Origin of the sequence: Niveispirillum sp. (assembly GCF_017996735.1) — a bacterium.
Taxonomy (GTDB): domain Bacteria; phylum Pseudomonadota; class Alphaproteobacteria; order Azospirillales; family Azospirillaceae; genus Niveispirillum.
Genome location: NZ_JAGOGJ010000026.1, coordinates 38,358 through 59,441, shown reverse-complemented (window position 1 = coordinate 59,441; position 21,084 = coordinate 38,358). Strand labels below are relative to the sequence as shown.

Genomic DNA, 21,084 nt, shown 5'->3' with positions numbered 1-21,084 from the left:
CATGCGTCACCACCCCGGCACCGTGGTCGGGGCCGGGGGTGATGTATCGTCAATGATAGGAAATGGGGGGCGGTTCGGTCCTGTTGCCAGCCGTAACCGCCCCTGACCGGCATCACCGGCCTTAGAGCCACAGCCCGCTGTCGGCGGTGAAGCTGCTCCTGCCATCGTTTTGTCCAATGGCCAGATAGTGCGCGAGCGGGTTGGCGCCGGACGCCGTCACATCCGGATAGGCATCAAGATAAGCGGAACCGTCGAACCAAGCGGATGGATCGCGGCCCTCGCGGGCACCGAAAGCAACATAATGGCTGAAGGCACTGTCGATATATCCATTCCGGATGGCCGCAGCCACGTCGGGATTCTTCGCCAGATACCAATCCGGATCGAACAAGGCATCGGGGGCGCGGCCTTCGGCCCGGCCGAATATCAGGAAATGCTCAAGCCCATTGGCGTGGACGCCAGCGGACACCGCCGCCGCGATATCGGGATTGGTTGCCAGATAATAGGCTTCATCGAACAAGGCCGCCACGGTGCCGGTCAAGGTGGGGAAAGCCGCACGCCCTTCCGCCTGCCCGAACTGGGTATAATGCTGCAGGCCGGACTTGAGCACGCCTTGCGCCACGGCATTGGCGACGTCTGGGTTGGCCTGTAGATACAGCCGTTCGCTGTAAAGGCTGCCGTCAAAGCCGCGGTCGGCGGCGGGCGCCCGCAGCTCCGCTTCACCATAAATCTGGAAATGCTGATAAGCGCTGCGGAACACGCCCGCCTGCACCGCTGCTGCCACGTCGGGATTATGGGCAAGATAATAGGCACTGTCGAAGGTGGCGTTGGTGACGCGGCCTTCCGTCTGGCCGAATGTCGCGTAATGCTGTGCGCCGCTGGGCAACAGGCCGGCCTTTACGGCCGCCGCCACATCGGGGTTGGCGGCCAGATAAGCCGCCTCATCAAACGATGTGGCCGAGGGAAGCTTGGTGGCGACCCCATGGCCATCGCCGGCCAGAACAACAACCCTGTCGGTCAGGCGCAGCAATTCCACATCATGCAGAATGTCCGTGCCGGCGGCACCGGTACGGTCGCTAACAGTGACGGTACCGTCCGTGTTGCGGGTGATCGTGACATTGCTGAACAGGGCATCAACGCGCACAACGTCGAAACCGTCCCCGCCCTGGATCAGGTCGTTACCCCCGCCGCCGGAAAGACGGTCGTCACCGATGCCGCCACTGACAGTGTCGTTGCCGGCATCGCCATAAAGCAGATCGTCACCACCCAGGCTGGCCACGTAATCGTCGCCGCCACCACCGCGCAGCGTGTCATCGTCCGCGCCCAAGGTAAAACGCTGGGCAGCCGTGTCACCAACCACAAAATTGGCCCCGGCCCCTCCCTGGATCGTGACCGCCCCGGCAATGACGGCAAAGTCGACATTGTTCATGTTCAAGGTCGAGCCGGCCGGCAGGCCGGTCGCATTGATGATCAGGGCCTCCTGCCGCCCTGTCTGGCTGCCACCAGTGATCGTGATCGGGGCAGCCGTCGTGCCGGTCAGCGTGGGGGTCAGGGTCTGGACGACCAGACTAGTCCCCGCCGGCAACGATGACGTGTAGCCTGTGATGGACCCCGTCAGCACTGCATCCGGGCTGGTCACCACCCCGGTGAGACCGCTGGTGGCGGCACCCGCCGCCTGGGTCGGGGTAAGGGCGCCGCTGCGCCCCGTCGTGGTGATGCCGGCACCCGCGGGCAGGACAGCCTGCAAGGCGCTGCCATCGCCCACAAGATTGAAGCTCACGGGAGTCGTGGTCCCGGCCGGTACGGGCGCGACACTGGTGGTGGCGGTAACGACACCGCTGGCATCAGTTGTCACCTGACGTGTAACCGTGGTGCCACCCACCGTCTCCGTCGTGGTGGTGGTACTGGCGCCCGTAACGGTGACGGCAAAGTTGCCCGTACTGCGGTTCAGAGCAGCATCGGTAGCGGTCACCGCCAGGGTGACCGTCCCGGCGGTCAGGGCCGCCGGATTGGCCAGAGTGACCACACCGGTCGTACCATTGATGGCAAAGGCATTGCCCGGATTGCTGGAAAGACTGTAGGTCACGGGTCCGCCGGCATCGGTTGACTGCGCGGTGATGCCCACGGCCGTCCCGACACTGGCACTGGTCGCGACGGTGTTGGCTGCGCTGTTGGCGTCCACGGGCACTGTCGGCGGCGTGATATCGGGGGCCGGTGTGACGGTGAGCGTAAAACTGGCGCTGCTGGCATTGCTGGCACTATCGGCCGCCCGCACCGTCAGGGCGGCGACACCGACCGTCAGGGCAGCAGCATTGGCCACCGTGATGACACCGGTCGTGCTGTCGATCGCGAATGCATTGCCGGGATTGCTCGTCAGGCTGTAGGTGACGCCGCTGAAATTGTCGGTCGAACTGGCCGTGATGCCAACCGCCGTACCGTTCGCCGCATCCACCGACACGCTGTTCACAGCATTATTGGCGTCCACCGGGGTGCTCGGCGGTGTCGTGTCCGACGGCGGCGGTGTATCGGGAACCGTCACATTGACCGTGAAATCGGCACTGCTGGCATTGCTGGCGCCGTCGACGGCCCGGACCGTCAAGGTCGCGGCACCGGCGGTCAGGGCGGAGGCATTGGCAACCGTGATGGCGCCCGTACTGCTGTTGATGGCAAAGGCATTGCCGGGATTGGCCGTCAGACTGTAGGTGACGGGCCCGACATTGTCCGTTGAATTGGCGGTAATGCCGACACCGGCACCGTTGCTCGTGTTCAATGACACGGTGTTCGCGGCATTATTGGTGTCCACCGGCGTGCTGGGCGGGGTGACATCCGGTGTGGTGACCGTGATCGCGAAATCGGCACTGCTGGCATTGCTGGCGCCGTCGACAGCCCGGACCGTCACGGTCGCGGTGCCCGCGGTCAGGGCGGAGGCATTGGCAACCGTGATGACGCCCGTGCTGCTGTCGATGGCGAAGGCATTGCCGGGGTTGGTTGTCAGGCTGTAGGTAATGGTGCCGACCGCATCCGTGGAACTGGCCGTGACACCCACGGCTGTGCCGTTGCTGGCGCTGGTGGAAACGCTATTGGCGGTATTATCCGCGTCAACGGGAGTTGTCGGAGGCGTCGTGTCCGCCACCGTGACGGTGACGGTGAAATCGGCGCTGCTGAAATTGCTGGCGCCGTCGGTCGCCCGCACCGTCAGGGTTGCCGTGCCACCGGTCAAAGCCGACGCATTGGCCACGGTGACGACGCCGGTGCTGCTGTTGATGGCGAAGGCATTGCCGGGATTGGTCGTCAGGCTGTAGGTGATGGGACCAACCGCGTCCGTGGAACTGGCCGTGATGCCCACAAAGGCACCGTTGATGGCGCTGGTCAATATCGCATTGGCGGTGTTGTTGGTATCGAGCGGCGTGGTGGGCGCCGTGGCATCGACCGTCACCGTGACCGCGATCTGGTCGCTGTCATTGGCGCTGGCAAGGTCGGTGGTGGTGACCGTGATGGTCCCTGCCCCCACCGCCGTGGGGGTAAAGGACAGGTTGGCCAGAGCGGCATTGACCTCTGCCGCCGTGCCGACAATGGATAGCGATGTCGTCCCCGATCCCGTGATGGTCCCACCTCCATTGGCCGACAGCGTACCGTTGCTGGAGGATAGCTGTACCGTCAGGGTATCGCCGCTGTCGCTGTCGGTGACGCTGATCAGATTGCCGCCGGTCAGGGCCAGCGACTTGCCATTTTCCACCGAGACGCTTGGTGGTGCCGTGGTGACGGGGGCATTGTTGGCCGGAGCGGCGATGGTGACCTGGAAACTGTCGGCATCGTTCAGGCTGCCGTCGCTGCTGGTCACGGAGATCGTAGCGGTGCCCGCATTACTGGCCAGCAGGCTGAGGCTGGCCAACGTAGCGGACACATCGGACGGGGTGCCCGTGATGGTGACCGTTGCCGTGCCGGAATTGCTGACATTTGCGGAACCGCTGGCAACCAGGGTCAGGGTGCCGTTGTCGGTGGCCACCGTCGTTGTCAGGCTGCTGCCATTATCGGCGACGCTGATAAGGTTGGAACCGGTCAGCGCGAAGGCGACACCGCGGGTGGCACCGGTGATGGTGCCCGACGGCAGGGTGTTGACAGGGGGAGTATTGCTGGCCGCCGCCACCGAATAGGTGATGGAACTGTTGGCCGTGCCGCCCTGGCCATCACTGGTGCTCATCGTGATGGTGGCCACGCCCGGATCGGTCCCCGTGAAGGTCAGGGTGTCGATCGCCGCGTTCAGATCGGTCTGGTTGCTGCCCGCGAAGGTGACGGAACCGCTGGAATTCTGGGTGAAGGTCACTCCCTGCCGGGAGGCGTTGGAACCCGACAGGGTGCCGGCACTGGCCGTGAAGGTGACCGTCAACGTGTCACCCGCATTGCCATCGCTGACTTCCACGCCGGTCACCGTCGCCGCGACATCCTCCGTCGCGGTCTGCGTGCTGACCGGAACCGTGTTCAACGGGTTACTGTTGGGGGCGGCCGCAACGGACACATTGATCGTATCGCTGTCGGAACCGCCCAGCCCATCGCTGCTGGCCACGGTAATCGTGGTGCTGCCCGCCGTCGCCGGCGTGTAGCTGACATTGGCCAGCGCCGTGTTTACGTCCGACACCGTGCCGGTCAGGGTCAGGCTGCCCGTCCCCGATCCGGTCCCGCTGGCCGAGGTGAAACGGCCATTGCTGGTCGTCAGGGTCACCGTCATGGTCGAGACATCGCTGTCCGACACGGAGACCAGATTGGCCCCTGAGAGGGCCAGCGCCGTGGAGACCTGGGCCGTCAGAGCCGACGGCACGGCATTGAGCGGCGCCTGGTTGGCCGTGACGCCGATATTGAACGTGTCCACGTCGGACAGGTTCCCGCTGTCCGTCGTTTCCATTCGGATAGTCGCGGTACCGACCGCTGCCCCCGTGAAACTGAGGCTGGACAGCACGCTATTCAGGTTGGCGACCACGCTGCCGGAACTAGCCGACAGGGTGACGGTCGCACTACCATTGCCGGCAACGGTCACGCCGGGAATGGCGGTGACGGACAATGCACCGCTGGTCGTCGACAGGACCACGCTCATGGAATTGTCCTGCGTGGCGTCGGCGATGGACAGGCCCGCCACCGTGCGGGCCAGGCCCTGCGTGGCGGAAAGCGTGGTGCCGGGGACGGTGTTGGTGGGGGCAACGTTCTGATCGGGCGGAACCAGGGCCATATCTTGCTTCCGTATAATTGGATCGCGGAGAGGGTGAGGACGGGGACGCGGCCCCGCCTCAACCAGCGCCGAAATTGTCGTCGGTGAGGAGGGCGGTATAGCCCAGGAGGGTCAGCGTAGCGGTACCGACGGTGATGACGGTGTTGCTGCCGACAATGTTGAAGGCAACGTCGCTGGCATTGACCACGCTGTTGATGGACAGGATGTCGCCCGCCTCAAAACCGCTGATCGTGTCATTGCCGTCGCCGGTCACCCAGCGGAACACGTCGTTGCCGGCACCGCCATCGATGAAATCGTCGCCAAGGCCGGCATCGATATAATCATCGCCGCTGCCAGCATTGATCGTGTCGTTGCCTTCCCGGCCCAGGATCCCGTCACCATCACTGGTGCCGGCAATGACCTCGCCCAGCACGGTGCCATAGACATACTCCCCGCTGGCGGACAGGTTGGTGGCCACCCGTTCCACGGCCACACGCACGAACCGGTCGCTGAACTGCAACGCCTCGATAGTGGTCAGCGTATCGGTGCCTTCATTGCCATCGGCGGCATTGCTGTCCGTGATGGTGATGGTGCCGCCATTTGCGGCGATCACATAATCCGTGAAAGCACCGGAATAGGAGGCCACATCCAGACCGGAAGCGTTATCGCCGCCATCGATCGTGTCGTTGCCGGCACCGCCGATGAGGACGTCGCTGCCCGCGTCACCGAACAGGACATCATTGCCGGCATAGCCGTTGATATAGTCACCGTTGGAGGAACCGGTGATGGTGTCGCCCAGCACTTCCGTTCCGATATGGGTCCGGCCGTCGCTGGACACGAAGGTCGTCAGGCGGGCGTAGGTGTCGTTGAAGCTTAACCCTTCGATATTGCTGAGGGTCAGCACCGCGGCCCCCACCGTAACCGTGAAACCGTCGGCCGTGTCGTTGATCACCACCGCCGACAGGTTGGCATCCACGCGGACAGTGTCGTCCCCATCGCCGCCCTCAATCGTATCCGCACCCCCACGCCCATCGAAATAATCCGCGCGGCTGCTGCCCGTCAGATTGTCATCGAATTGCGTTCCCTCCGTATAGGCAGTGAGATTGTCGCTGGAGATGAAGGTCTGGGCCGCGATGCGCACAAAGACGTCGTTGAAGCTCAGCCCCTCAACATTGGTCAGCGCATCGGTGCCTTCGCTGCCGTCGAGCGTATCGGTCACCGTCACGGTGCCGCCTGACCGGGTGATGGTATAATCGGCCATGTTGCCGTTGAAGCGAGCGACATCGATATAAATCTCGCCGCCGCTGCCCGTGCCCTCGGCGCCGCCATCGATCACGTCGTTGCCAGCACCGCCATAAAGGTAATCGCCGCCGGCCGCACCATCGATCGTATCATTGCCGCTGCCGCCATCGATGTAATCATTGCCCGTCCCGGCAAGGCCGGACAGGTTGTCGCTGAAGTCGGTGCCATTTACCGACTTGTTGCCGTCCGTCCCTGAATAGACCGCCGGCGCCAGCCGCAGATACTGGTCGGTGAAGGACAGGGCTTCGACATTGGTCAGCGTATAGACGTTACCGCCCTGGCTATAGACCCAGGAACCGCCACTCTGCGTCAGGTTCGCCTGGTTGTAGGCGAAGTCCAGCCCGACCGTATCATTGCCATCCTTGCCATCGATCGTATCGACACCCAGGCCCGGACGGAAATAGTCGTTGCTGGCAACACCTTCAAGATTGTCGTTGTACCGCGTGCCCTCGATATAGAGCGACCCATCGGTGTTGGTGACGGTTTGCGCCACGATGCGAACATAGCCGTCGTCTTTGAAGCCCAGCACCTCGACATTGGTCAGCGTGTCGGTACCGTCATCGCCATCGGTGGGATTGTCGTCGGTAACGGTCACCGTCCCGCCATTGCGCGTGATGGTATAGTCGGCGAAATTGCCATTGTAGCGCGCGACATCGATCAGCACGTAATTGTCGACGGTAGTGCCATTGGCGCCGCCATCGATCGTATCGTTGCCGGAACCGCCTTCCAGATAATCGCCACCCGCGCCGCCGGACAGATTGTCCGCACCGGCATTGCCGCGGATGTAATCATTGCCGGTACCGCCCGTCAGCGTCTCAGCGAAGTCCGTGCCGTCAATGAAGCTGTTGCCGCTGGCATCGGTCGACACATAGGGCATCAGGCGCAGATATCCGTCCTGGAAATTGACGCTCTCTATATTTTTCAGCAGCGACGTGGCACCACCGATGGTGATGGTGAAATCCGCTCCTGAAGCCGCCACCACAACCGACGACATGGTCACATTGTAGAACACATTGTCATCGCCGGCGCCCCCATCAACCGTATCAGCCCCCAGGCCGGGATTGAAGTTGTCGCGATTGGCCGAACCGGTCAGATCATCGGCAAACCGCGTCCCCTCCACATAGGTCGAGCCATCCTGGTTCGTGTAGATCTGCGGGACCAGCCGGACAAAGCCGTCATCCTTGAAGCTCAAGGCCTCGATACCCGTCAAGACATCGGTCCCGTCATCACCGCCAACCGTGGGCTGGTCATCAGTGATGGTGAAGGTCAACACATTGCCGACCATCGACTGGGTGATGGTGTAGCTGGCGAAATTGCCTTCGTAGCGCGCCACATCCACCAGGACATTGCCCTGCTGCACGCCATCGTCGCCACCCTGGATGACGTCATTACCCTTGCCGCCGAAGAAATAATCGCCACCGGCGGCGCCGACCAGCGTGTCATTGCCATCACGGCCGTTCAGATAATCGTTGCCAGTGCCACCGGCGATACTGTCACCAAAGGCATCCGTGCCGTCATAGGAAGTACCACCGGGGCCCACGAAGCTGGCAACGGTCAGACGTACATAGGCGTCGCTAAAGGACAGGCCCTCCACATCGATCAGCGTATCGGTGCCATATGCGCTGGTGGTCAGCGATATGCTGCCATCGCCATTGCGCGCGATGGTGTAACCGTCAGCAAGTGCCTGGCCCACCTGCACAGTGTCATCACCCGATCCGCCGTTAAGCGTGTCGTTGCCGACGCTGCCATCCAGTTGATCCTGGCCGTCGCCGCCATTCAGGCTGTCATTGCCGGCACCGCCGACCAGGAAATCGTTACCCCCAAAGCCGTTGATGGTGTCATCCCCATCACCGCCGGCCAGATATTCCGCGTTGGCGGTACCGGTCAGCAGCAGATTTGCGGACGAAACGATGTCAGAGCCGGACAGGCGCAGGTTCGCCGCTTCCACGGCAGTTCCCAATTCGATCATCAGATCGGCGCCGGCATTGCTGTCGAGACCGATATGGATCCGGGTGACACCGTTCACAATCTCCGACTGCACCACACCAGACTGCACGCCGGCGCCATTGCCACTGCTGACGGTCCCGCTACCGAAGGTCAACCCCTGCACCGTGATACGGTCGCCGGGTGCGAAATCGACGATACGATCGACCCCCTGGGCCAGCAACGCGCCCGTGTTGGACGGGTCGGCGGCGAAATAGAGGAAGGTGTCGTTGCCACCCCCGCCCGACAGGCTGTCATTGCCGGACATGCCGGCGATGGTTTCATTGCCAAGCCCGCCCTGGATCGTGTCGGCAAAGCTGCTGCCCCTGACCTCGATCCGCTCGATCAGGCGCAAGGTGTCGGTGACACTGTTGTTGACCTGGACAAAATTGCCGGAAACGCGCAGTTGCACGCCGCCTGTGGCACCCTCGGAAAGGTCGTAATAGGCGGTATCGTTCCCGCTGCCACCGTCCAAGGTATCGGTGCCGGCACCACCAGCCAGCGTATCGTCGCCATCGCCCCCCAGAAGGCTGTCGCTGCCGCCGTCTCCGGCGATCATGTCATTGCCGGCATCACCAGAAATCGTGTCATTGCCCTCGCCACCCGACAGCGTGTCATTGCCGGAACCGCCAGCGATCAGATCGGCGCCGCTCATGCCCGATATCTCATCCCCCAGCGCGCTGCCGGTAAAGGTGTCGGCAAAGTTGCTGCCGGTTACGCTGATGGTCTCGAAATTCAGCAGCGTGTCGGTGCCGCCGCGACCATCGCCAACCGTCCCGCTGTTGCCGCTGATGATCTCGGCCAGGGAGAAGCTGACACCCCCCGTCAGGCCCAGATCATCAAACCGATAGGAGATGGTGTCGCTGCCGCTGCCGCCATCGAGAAGGTCATTGCCGGCATCACCACGCAGATGATCATTGCCGTCACTCCCCAGCAGCGTATCGGCACCGTCGCCGCCGTGCAGCAGATCGTTGCCGGCGCCGCCATCCAGGCTGTCGCCCAGGTCGGGCACTGTGGACAGGCTGCCCGTATCGGCACCGCCGAACAGGAGGTCGTCCCCCTCTCCACCCAGCAGCGTGTCACTGCCCCCGGCCCCCAACAGCGTGTCATTGCCGCCAGCGCCGTTCAGGCTGTCATTCAGCCCACGCCCGGTCAGCGTGTTGGCCGTGCCGTCGCCCGTGCTGTAAGCCGCCGCGTAGCTGGCGGTGATGCGCCCACCGGAAAGGGTGAAGTCCGCCGCCGTGAAGCTGCCATCGAGATCGATCATCAGATCGGCGCCGGCAACATCGTTGATGCCGATAAACAGACGGGTCGCGTTGTTACCCAGGGACATGACACCGACCTGATTGGCCAGCAGACTGCCCCCAGTGTTGGTTACATCACTAATACCGGTGAAGTCCCGGCCAAGGACCAGGATGCTGTCGCCCGCCTCCAGATCACGGATACGATCGACGCCCTGTTCGCCCGCGAAGATAAAGACGTCGTTTCCGGCGCCACCGATCAGCGTGTCGGCGCCCATGCCGCCGGCCAGATGATCGACCAGCGTGGAGCCGATCAGCAGATCATTGCCGGAACCGCCGCTGATTTTCAGCACCTCTATGTTCATCAGCGTGTCGATGCCGCCCCGGCCATCGGCGAGGGTCGCTGGGGCCGTCTGCGCGAAGGCACCGCCATCGAACTTCACACCCGTGGTCATGACGCTCAGGTCATAGACCGCCGCATCGGCCGAGCCGGCGCCACCATCAATCGTATCGTTGCCGACCCCACCCTCCAGGTAGAAATCGTCACCCGCACCGCCCTGGATGAAATCGTTGCCGGAGCCGCCCGTGATCTGATCGCCGCCGGCGCTACCCGAGAGCGTGTCAGCAAAATTAGAACCGACGACGATGATAGATTCGATGCCCGACAAGGTGTCGGTGCCGCCGCGACCATCGGCGATGGTCACGCCATCACCGGTCAAACCGCCCGCATCGAAGAAAATGCCACCCGTCAGGCCCAGATTGTCGAACCGGTAGGAAGCGACATCGTTACCCGCGCCACCATCCAGCGTGTCATTGCCCGCATCGCCCCGAAGTTGGTCGTTGCCGTCACCGCCCAGCAGCAGGTCGTCGCCGTCGAAACCGATCAGCGTGTCGGTTCCCGAACCACCGTCAAGCGTGTCCGCCCCGTCGCCGACGCTGTTGCCCTCACCGCCGGAATAACCGGCCAGCACGTCATTGCCGTCACCGCCCTGCAGGCTGTCCGACCCGCCGAGACCGGCCAGCACGTCATCACCAGCCAGACCCAGGATCGTGTCGTTCTGGTTGCCACCAACCATGGTATCGGCACCGGTGGTTCCCGTCAGGCTTTGCGGAATACCGGCGGCCAGGGCCAGACGATTACCATCAACGATGATGAATTCGCTGGCCGTATGCGTGCCATTAAGGACAATTGTCAGATCGGCCGCACCCGTGCCCCCCAGCCCGACATGAACCAGCGTGGTACCGCTGGCGCCCGCCTGGATGTGTACGCCGCCAAAGGGGATGCCGGTGGCACCGCCGGAGGTGATGCCGCTCAGCATCGCGCCGTTCACCAGGATCGTGTCCCCGTCGCCGAAATCCGCGATCGTGTCGATGCCGTTGGGGGCGGAGTAGTAGCCGTCAAAACTGAACGTATCGTTGCCGGCACCGCCGAACAGCAGATCGTTGCCTTCCCCGCCGGACAGCACGTCATGACCGGCAGACCCGGTAATCGTGTCATGGCCGGAGCTGCCCGTGACCATGACGGCTTCGACATCCACCAGCGTCTGGCCCAACAGGATGCCAGATCCGCCGGATAGACCCGTCGCTGAGAAATTGATGCCCGACGCCGATGCGTAGAACTCATAGACCGCGAAATCAAACCCGGCACCACCATCCAGAAGGTCATTGCCAAGACCGCCCACCAGCGTATCGTCGCCATCCCCACCGCGCAGCGTGTCAACACCGGTGTCGCCGTCGCCATCATCGCCAGTGATATAGTCGTTACCGGCACCGCCAATGATACTGTCATTGCCAGCCGAGCCGTTGAGCTGGTCGTCATAGGCGCTGCCGGTAATGGTATCGGCGAATTGCGACCCGCTGATACCAAGCCGCTCGATGCCAATCAGGGTGTCGGTGCCGCCGAACGCATCCGTGAATGTATAGCTGGCGCCCGGCGTGAAATCTGAGATGTCGATACTCACGGCCCCTGACTGGGTGATCCCGCCATAATAATAGGAAACGAAGTCGATGCCATCGCCACCATCCAGGGTGTCGTTGCCGGCATCTCCGCGCAGATTGTCGTTGCCAGCACCTCCCAGCAGGCTGTCATCGCCATTGTTGCCGCGCAGGACGTCGTCACCGGCACCACCAATCAGCGTATCCGCACCGTCAAGCGCCGCCGAGACCGGCGAGCTGTTGTTGGAGCCATAGAGCGCGTCGTTGCCGTCGCCGCCATCGATATAATCGCTGCTGCCACCGCCACGAATAATGTCGTCGCCGCCCAAGCCCAGGATGGTGTCGTTGCCATCGGCCGTCAGGTTGTTGTTGTTATTGGAAAGACTGCCGCCGAACAGGCTGTCGCCATCCTGCGTGCCGGTAATTTGGTCATCACCGCCCAAACCCGCGATGGGGCTGAACGAACCGGAGGTGCCCACCAGCGTATCATTGCCGGGTGACGCACCCGGCGTACCGCCGATCAGGTAGATGCCCGCCGAATTGCCCCAATGGCCGACCTGCAGATCGCTGGCCGCCAGGCTGCCGGCAATCTGGATCTCCACCAGACCGGCCGTGCCACCGGCATAGACGTAAAGCGTGGTATACCCGCCACTGGTTGCGCCGACGCGCACATCCCCCAGGACCATGCCGCTGCTGTCGCTACCGGTCTGGATGGTGGTGCCAAGCGCGACGGTGCCGGACGGCAGATAGAAATTGATGCCGTCGCCAACACTGAAATCAGTGATCCGATCCACCCCGACCGCCACATCGACGCGATAGGCAAAATTGTCATTGCCGCCGCCGCCTGTCAGCGTGTCGTCCCCGCCGCGACCTTCGATGTAGTTCTCGCCATCATTACCGACGAACGTGTCGGCGACGTCGCTGCCCAGGACATGCACATATTCGATGCCGATCAGCGTATCGGTGCCGCCCAGCCCGTCGCTCTGCGTGACGGTACCGCCGGTATTGGTCACAACAGTAAAATTGACGGCCGTGCTGCTGCCTTCAAAACTATAGGCCGCGACGTCCGATCCAAGGCCGCCGACCAGCGTGTCATTGCCACCGCTGTTGCCGGCATCATCCCCGCGCAAATAGTCGTTGCCGATACCGCCCACCAGACTGTCGTCACCGGCATTGCCGAACAGGTAATCGTCACCATCGCCGCCATCCAGCGTGTCATTGCCAGCAAAGCCGCTGATATTGTCGTTACCGCCCAGACCCAGGATAAGGTCGTTGCCGGCCCCTCCGTTCAACTGGTCGCCGCCGCTGGTCCCCGTCAGGTTCTGGTCACCTGCGCCCGAGCCGCCATAGGTGGTCAGGTCAATCGTCTCACCGTTCAGCACCAGGGTTTCAACACTCAACAGCGTGTCGGTGAACCCATCATTGGTGATCGTGAAGCTGCCATTGTTGTTGCGGACGATGGAGGTATTGCCTGTGGCGTAGATATAGGCCGTGTCACGCCCGGCACCACCATCGATGACGTCATTGCCTGCACCAGCATCAATGATGTCATTGCCGGCGGAGCCATGGATCGTATCATCGAAGCTGGTACCCCAGACTTCGACGGCCTCGATCCCTATCAGCGTATCCCCATGGATCACGCCCGACCCGCTCACCAATCCGGAAGCGGTGAAGCTGATGGCGCCCGTCCCGGCCGTGAAATCAAAACTCGCCAGGTCGTAGCCGTCGCCTCCATCCAGCAGGTCATTGTCTTCGGCGCCAATCAGCGTGTCATTGCCCGCCCCACCCCGCAGCGTGTCTTCACCGGCATCACCGACAAGATAATCATTCCCCGACCCGCCATCGATGCTGTCATTGCCGTCACCGCCGGCCACCTGATCATCAAAGGCGCTGCCCGTGATTGTATCGGCGAACTGGGTCCCACCCAGACCGATGCGCTCGATGCCGATCAATGTGTCGGTGCCGCCAAAGGCATCGACAAATGTATAGGTCTCACCCGGTGTAAAGGCGTTCAGATTGACATTCACCCCACCGGTCAGGTCGACCCCGTCATAATAGTAGGAAACGAAGTCAAACCCATCGCCACCATCCAGCGTATCGCTGCCGGCATCGCCGCGCAGATTGTCATCGCCGGCACCGCCCAGCAGGCTGTCATCGCCATGGTTGCCGCGCAGGACGTCGTCACCGGCTCCACCGATCAGCGTATCGGCACCGTCCAGAGCCGCCGAAACGGGCGAACTGGAATAGGAACCATAAAGCACGTCGTCACTGTCACCACCGTCAATGAGATCGGCGCCGCCGCCACCACGGATGAAATCAGCGCCGCCATAGCCGAAAATGGTGTCGTTGCCGTCACCGCGCAGGTTGTTATTGTTGAAAAGATGCCGGTCACCGAACAGATTGTCGCTCTCCGCGCCACCAAGGATGCTGTCATCACCGGCCATGCCGACGATGAAATTGCCGCCGGCCACGCCGACCAGCGTATCATTCCCAGCCGAGGCCCCAGAGCTACCGCCGGTCAGGCTGATGCTGGCCGTCGAGTTCCAGTGATCGACCCGCAAGTCACCTGCTTCGACATAGCCGGCCAACTGGATCGTCACGATCCCGGCACCGCCACCGGCATTAACGAACAGGGTCGAGTAACCGCCGCTGCTGGCGGCAACCCGAACCTCGCCCAGGGCGATGCCACTTTTATCGTCGCCCGCCTGGATGACGGTGTTCAACGTGACCGCGCCGGTCGACTGATAGAAATTGATGTTATCGCCGATGCTGAGGTCACTGATGTAATCGACACCGACCGGTGCATCCACCAGGAAGGAGAAAGTGTCGTCCCCCCCGCCGCCCGTCAGCTTGTCATTGCCGCCGCGCCCTTCGAAATAGTTTCGGCTGTCGTTACCGATGATCAGGTCACCGCCGCTGCCCCCCAGGACATGCACCTCCTCGATGCCGATCAGCGTATCGGTGCCACCCAACCCGTCATTCTGCTGGGTTGTTCCGCCCGTGTTGGGGGCGACGATGAAGGTGACCGGGTCGGTCGCGTTCTCAACATTATAGGAGGCGATGTCGTAGCCTTCACCACCGTCCAGCGTGTCGTTGCTGCCGGAAATACCGGGATCGTCACCACCCAGGTAATCGTCGCCGCTGCCCCCTTGCAGACTGTCGGCACCCAGGCCGCCAAACAGGGTGTCAAGGCCGTCACCGCCCTGCACCGTGTCGTTGCCGTCGCCGGCATAGACATTGTCATCACCGGCGAACCCGATGATCAGGTCGGCGCCGGTGCCGCCGGTCAGGAAGTCATTACCTGTGCCACCATTCAGGGTCTCCCCCGTCAAGCCATAGGTGGTCAGGTCGATATTCTGGCCGTTGAGCACCAGCGTCTCGATATTGATCAGCGTATCGGTGGCACCGTTGCCGACCACCGTGAAGCTGCCATCCTGGTTCTTGGTGATGGTGGCGCCGGTAGCGTATATGTAGGCGATGTCATTACCGGAACCGCCGTTCAATAGATCGTCGCCGTAATCACCATTCAACGTGTCATTGCCATCGCCGCCATACAGGCTGTCGTTCCCGGAAGCACCAAAAAGGTTATCATCGCCGCCATTGCCGACCATGAGATCGGCTTGGTTGCTGCCCCAGACCTCCTCGTCGAGCAGGCTGCCCGTAATATTGATGGCCGTCGCGTAGTCAGCCGTAACCCGGATGCCCTCGATATTCGAGAAAGTCAGCTTGCCGCCATACCCATCACTGATGATCAGGTCGCTGATGCTGACATTTGTGACGCCGGTGACGTTGCTGTAACCGATTTCCAGAGTGTCGTAGCCGGCACCGCCGTCGATATAATCACCCTCCGGTCGCCCGGCCATGATGAAGTCGTTGCCGGCACCCGCCACAATGCTGTCGGCACCAAGACCGGCGCCAATCAGGTCATCATTGCTGCTGCCCGTCAGCGTGTCGTTGCCACCACCCAGGTTGACCGCATACAGGCCCGTGTCCGAGAGGGTGAGGCTGTCGGCACCCGTCGTATAATTGGTGATATGCAACGTGCGGTCGATGAAAATTGCCTGCTCGATATTGTACAGGGTTTCGGCTGAATTGCCGCCGCTGAACAGGCTCTCGATGGTCACGGCATCGAAGCGCCCCTCAGAGGCATACCAATGATTGCGGCTGAAAGTCAGGCCGGTGGACGCCACATCATGCGCTACAATGTCGAAGCCGCTGCCACCATCGATCGTGTCGAACCCGGAGGACGCAATAATGGTATCGTCCCCGCTGCCGCCTGACAGGTTGTCATTGCCGGCACCACCATCCAGGTTATCGTTGCCGATACCGCCATTCAGCGTGTCATTGCCGTCCAGACCCAGGATGGTGTCGTTGCCGGCACCACCCACGATGGAATCGGCCCCCGTCGTGCCGGTTAACAGGTCATCGCCCGTGGGACCCGTGTCGTTTCCATACGTCGTCAGGTCGATGAAGGTATCGGCAAGCGAGAGGCTTTCAACATTGCGCAGCAGGCTGGTATTGCCGCCATGGGTAATGGTCAGGCTGTTGGCATCAACACGGGTGATGGTGACGCCGGTGGAGGAGAAGGGATAGAAGCTGACCGTGTCATAGCCAGACCCGCCATCCAGCGTGTCGTTACCGGTGCCACCATACAAATAGTCCGAACCGGCGCCCCCCACCAGGCTGTCGTCGCCCGATCCGCCCCTCAGCGTGTCATTGCCGTCATTGCCTAACAGGATGTCGTTGCCCGTGGCGCTTTCCAGATATTCATCACGGCTGCTGCCGGTGATGGTTGTATCGCGACCGGCGACCCGAACACTGATGCGTTCGATATCGTTCAGGGTGGCCAAGCCACCGCTATTGTCACTGATCTGGCTGTCGCCGATGGTGATCGTCAGGCCAGTGGTCGCGGAATAGCCGATTTCCACCGTATCAATACCGGCCCCGCCATCGACCGTGTCGTCATTGGGACGGCCGAGCATGATAGAGTCGTTGCCATCACCGGCCGCGATACTGTCGGCATCGGCACCAGCGCCGATAATGTCATGCAGGTTGCTGCCCACAATGGTATCCGCGCCGGAACCAGCATTGACGATCAGGCCGGTGCCCGTGTCGGCGATAATCAGGTCGCCGGTATTGGTGCCCGTGCGCCAGACCATGGCGCCGTCGCTGAAGCTCAGCCCTTCGACCTCAAAGGCCAGGGTATAGACGTAGCTTCCAGAATAGGAGCCGCTGATGCTGATATTGCTGAAGGAGCCATCATCGGCCAAATTGTAATTATAGCGCTCGACGGCGAACCCAGACATGGAGCCGGGGATAACAAGGACATCCGTACCAGAGCCACCATACACCAGATCAAAGCCCTGGCTGACGATCAACCGGTCATCGCCATTGCCCCCCGACAGCGTGTCGTTGCCGGAACCGCCAAACAACGTGTCATTGCCATCGCCACCGAACAACCGATCATTGCCCGTGCCGCCCGTCAGATCATCGTCACCGGTGGTACCAGTGCCGGAACCATAGGTGGTCAGGTCGATCGTGGTGCCATTGAGCTGCAGATATTCCGCATTATACAGGGTGTCGGTGGAGCCGCTCAGCGTGACCGAGAAGCTGCCATCCCCATTCTTGACGATGGTCGCGTTACCCGTGTTCCCGCTGAAGAAATAAACCGTGTCGATACCGTCACCGCCATCCAGCGTGTCATTGCCAGCACCGCCGTCCAGCGTGTCATTGCCGGCCGCGCCGGAAAGGGTGTCATCGCCCGAAGAACCGAAGAGTGAATCATTGCCGGTATTACCGAATATGTAATCGGCCAGGAATCCGCCCCGGATCGTTTCATCGCCGATACCGCCGCTGATCGTATTGCTGCCGGAAAAACTGCCGGCGATCTGTATACCTTCGATATTGCTGAAGCTCAGCGTACCGCCGACATTATCCGTGATACCGCTGCTGCCAACCACAACCAGGATGGAACCGGTAGAGTTCTCATAACCGATTTCCAGCACATCATAACCGGCGCCACCGTCGATAATGTCGTCCTCAGGACGGCCCGCGAGGATAAAATCATTGCCGCCACCAGCCATGATGCTGTCGGCACCAAGACCCGCACCGATCAGGTCGTCATTGATGCTGCCGGTCAACGTGTCATTACCCGCGCCCAGATTGATAGCATAACGGTCGACGGCACCAGTCGACAGGTCGATATTCTCGGCACCGGTTGTATAGTTGACCAGATACAGGGTCCGGTCGGTAAAATTTATCTGCTCGACATCGAAAAACTGCTTGTACTCATAAACACCATTGACCGTCCCAGCCGTATTTACGGCATAGAACACACCCTCAGACGCGTTATAATTGTTACGCGTGACCGACAGGCCGGTGAAAGCGGCGCTCATATACTGGACGATGTCATAGCCGCTGCCGCCATCCAACGTGTCATAGCCAGCAGAGGCCACCAGAGTGTCATTGCCGTTGCCACCCGCAAGGCTGTCGTCACCCACGCCACCATCCAGGCTGTCATCGCCCACGCCACCTTCGAGCGTGTCATTCCCAGGGCCGCCTGAAAGCGTGTCGTTGCCGGAACCGCCCAGCAGCAGGTCACTACCGGCCCCGCCCGTCAGGCTGTCGTCACCGGTCGTACCGGAGGTCGACCCCGAACCGGAGCCGGTTCCGGAACCATAGGTGGTCAGGTCGATGAGGGTATTGCTGAGCTGCAAATACTCCATATTGTACAAGGTATCGGTGGAACCGCTGAGGGTGACGGTGAAGCTGCCACTGCCATTACTGACGATAGTCGTGTTCTCCACGGTTCCACTGTAAAGGGTCACCGTGTCGATACCGTCACCGCCATTCAGCGTGTCATCGCCAGCGCCACCGTCCAGCGTGTCATTGCCCATCGACCCGTCAAGGGTGTCATTACCGCTGGAACCCCAAAGAGAGTCGTTGCCCAGGCCACCGAACAAGAAGTCAGCCTGAACACCCCCGTACAGAGAATCTCTCGTCTCTCCGCCGGACAGGGTATTGGCATATTGATAGCTGCCCATCACCTGCACGGATTCGATGTTGCTGTAGGTCAGCGATCCGCCAGAATTATCGGTGATGCTTCCGGAATTGATGATCATGGTCACGGCGCCGGTCGAATTGCTGTATCCGACCTCCAGCGTGTCATAGCCGGCCCCCCCATCGATGACGTCACCCTCTGGCCGACCCGCCATGATATAGTCATCACCGGCGCCGGCCATGATGCTGTCGGCCCCCAGACCGGCACCGATCAGGTCGTTACCGCTGCTGCCCGTCAGCGTATCGTTACCGGCATACAGATTAACGGCATGAAGCTGGGCACCCGTATCCGCCAGGATCACGGTGTCGTCGCCCGTGGTCCACCCCACCATATTGAGCGTCCGGTCCGTGAAATTCACTCGCTCAATATCAATAAGGCTCTTGTATTCGTAGGTATTCCCAACAAGACCCATGATGGTCAAGGCGCTAAACCAGCCTTCATCGGCGAGGAAATAATTGCGCTGGATGGACATTCCCGACGAAGCAACTGAATAGTTCACCGTATCATAGCCGCTGCCGCCATCCAGCGTGTCATTGCCGGCAGAAGCGATGATGGTATCATCACCATTGCCGCCCAGCACGCTGTCGCTGCCGCTGCCACCATCCAGACTGTCATTGCCGGCCCCGCCTTCCAGCGTGTCGTTGCCGTCCAGACCCAGGATGGTGTCATTGCCATCCACGCCTTGAATCAGGTTATTGCCGACATCGCCCGACAGGTTGTCATCGCCGGTGGTACCGCCGCCCGACACCATGCCGTAGGTCAGAAGATTGATCCTCGTATCGGCGAGCTGCAAAAACTCGACATTATGCAATGTACCGGTACCGTTGGCATGCACGACACTAAAGCTGGTCTCTCCCAGGCGAACCAGGGTCACGCCCGAACTGCTGGAACTGGAGAAACTGGCCGTGTCGTTCCCGGCACCGCCATCCAGGGTGTCATTACCAAAATTGCCGTTCAGAACATCATCGCCAGCACCACCGTCGAGACTGTCATCGCCATAATAGCCGTCGAGACTGTCATTGCCGCTGCCACCACGGAGCGTGTCGTCGCCGTACATGCCCTGAAGGAATTCCTCTCGATCACTCCCGATGATGAGGTCATTACCGCTGGCACCGAAAACGTCCAGCCGCTCGACATTGGCCAGAGTCACGCTACCGCCGCCGGAAAGGCTGACCAGATCGCCGCTGGCGATGATCACCGCGTCACCTTCGGGAACACCGATGATTACGGTGTCATAGCCGTCGCCGCCATCGACCGTATCATTCTCGGGAATACCGATCACGATCTCATCATTGCCACCACCGGCAAAGACACTGTCAGAACCGAGACCGGCACCGATGAGGTCCTTGAAATTGCCCCCGATGATCGTATCGGCACCACCTTCCGCATTGATGACAAGGACAGGGTTATCGCCTGCGGTGAACAGTTCACCGCTGTCTGTACCGGTCCGCAAGGTGACGGTAGCATCGGTAAAGATGACCTGCTCTACACCCTGGATCTGGGCAGAACCGAAGCCCGAACTGCCGATGGTTCCATAAAATGACAATGTAAAGTTGCCCACGGCCGGCGAATAGCCATAGCGGGAAAATGTAAAGTCAGAGATAGGTGCCGCGACGGTCACGGTATCGAAGCCGTTTCCACCCATGATCTGGTCGCTGCCGGGACTGAACACGATCGTGTCGTTGCCGTCCCCACCATCGAGCGAGTCATTGCCCCACGCGCCATTCAGGGTGTCCGGCCCATCACCACCCAGCAGCAAGTCGGCGCCGGAATTGCCATCGATGAAGTCCTCATCCGCCGTGCCGGTGATCTGGTCGTTACCGGCGGTGCCCGTCTGGTTGCTCATGCTGCCCAACTCCATGACTGAATTCCGCTACGTCACACCACCCTGATCGGGATGGTTGGTGCCCTTCGGAAATTGATATCCAACGATTACAAGGGGGAGAATTACCCGTAGCGCGGGCGTAAAATGGCATTGGTGAATCACCAAGTGATCCCCACCCAATCCATAAAGCCGATTGCCAACCCGCGCCTACTGCCCAATGCGGGCAGTCAGCCATGGTGGCTTCCACCTGAATTTGTCAGGTGGAACCTGATTTCCAGGAAAAGACCATGATTGCGCATGCCAAGCGACCACACCCACGGCATACGCGGACAAGGCAGATGTTTCCGCCTTGTCTCCATTGATGCTGCGCATGAAACGGTGCCCCTCCGTCCCCGATCAACACTGCCAAACAGCTTAACTTATCGTCTTGAGAACACATGCCCTATAAGGATGACAATTATGCATGATTTTGATCGACAAGTGAGAAGGATTCGCGACCCCAGACGCATTTCCACCCCCGCAGGCGACGCACGCTGCGCGT

2 protein-coding genes are annotated in these 21,084 nt (G+C 61.3%); both read right to left on the bottom strand.

The window, feature by feature from the left end; all coding sequences use genetic code 11:
* Positions 1-121: 121 nt before the first annotated feature.
* Positions 122-5,218, bottom strand: coding sequence for a hypothetical protein (locus KBA48_RS10880; protein WP_292906130.1), 5,097 nt, complete (start codon positions 5,216-5,218; stop codon positions 122-124).
* 58 nt (positions 5,219-5,276) lie between these two features.
* Positions 5,277-20,564: a calcium-binding protein gene (locus KBA48_RS10875; RefSeq protein ID WP_292906128.1), complete on the bottom strand. Its 15,288-nt coding sequence runs from the start codon at positions 20,562-20,564 to the stop codon at positions 5,277-5,279.
* Between the last annotated feature and the right edge of the window lie 520 nt (positions 20,565-21,084).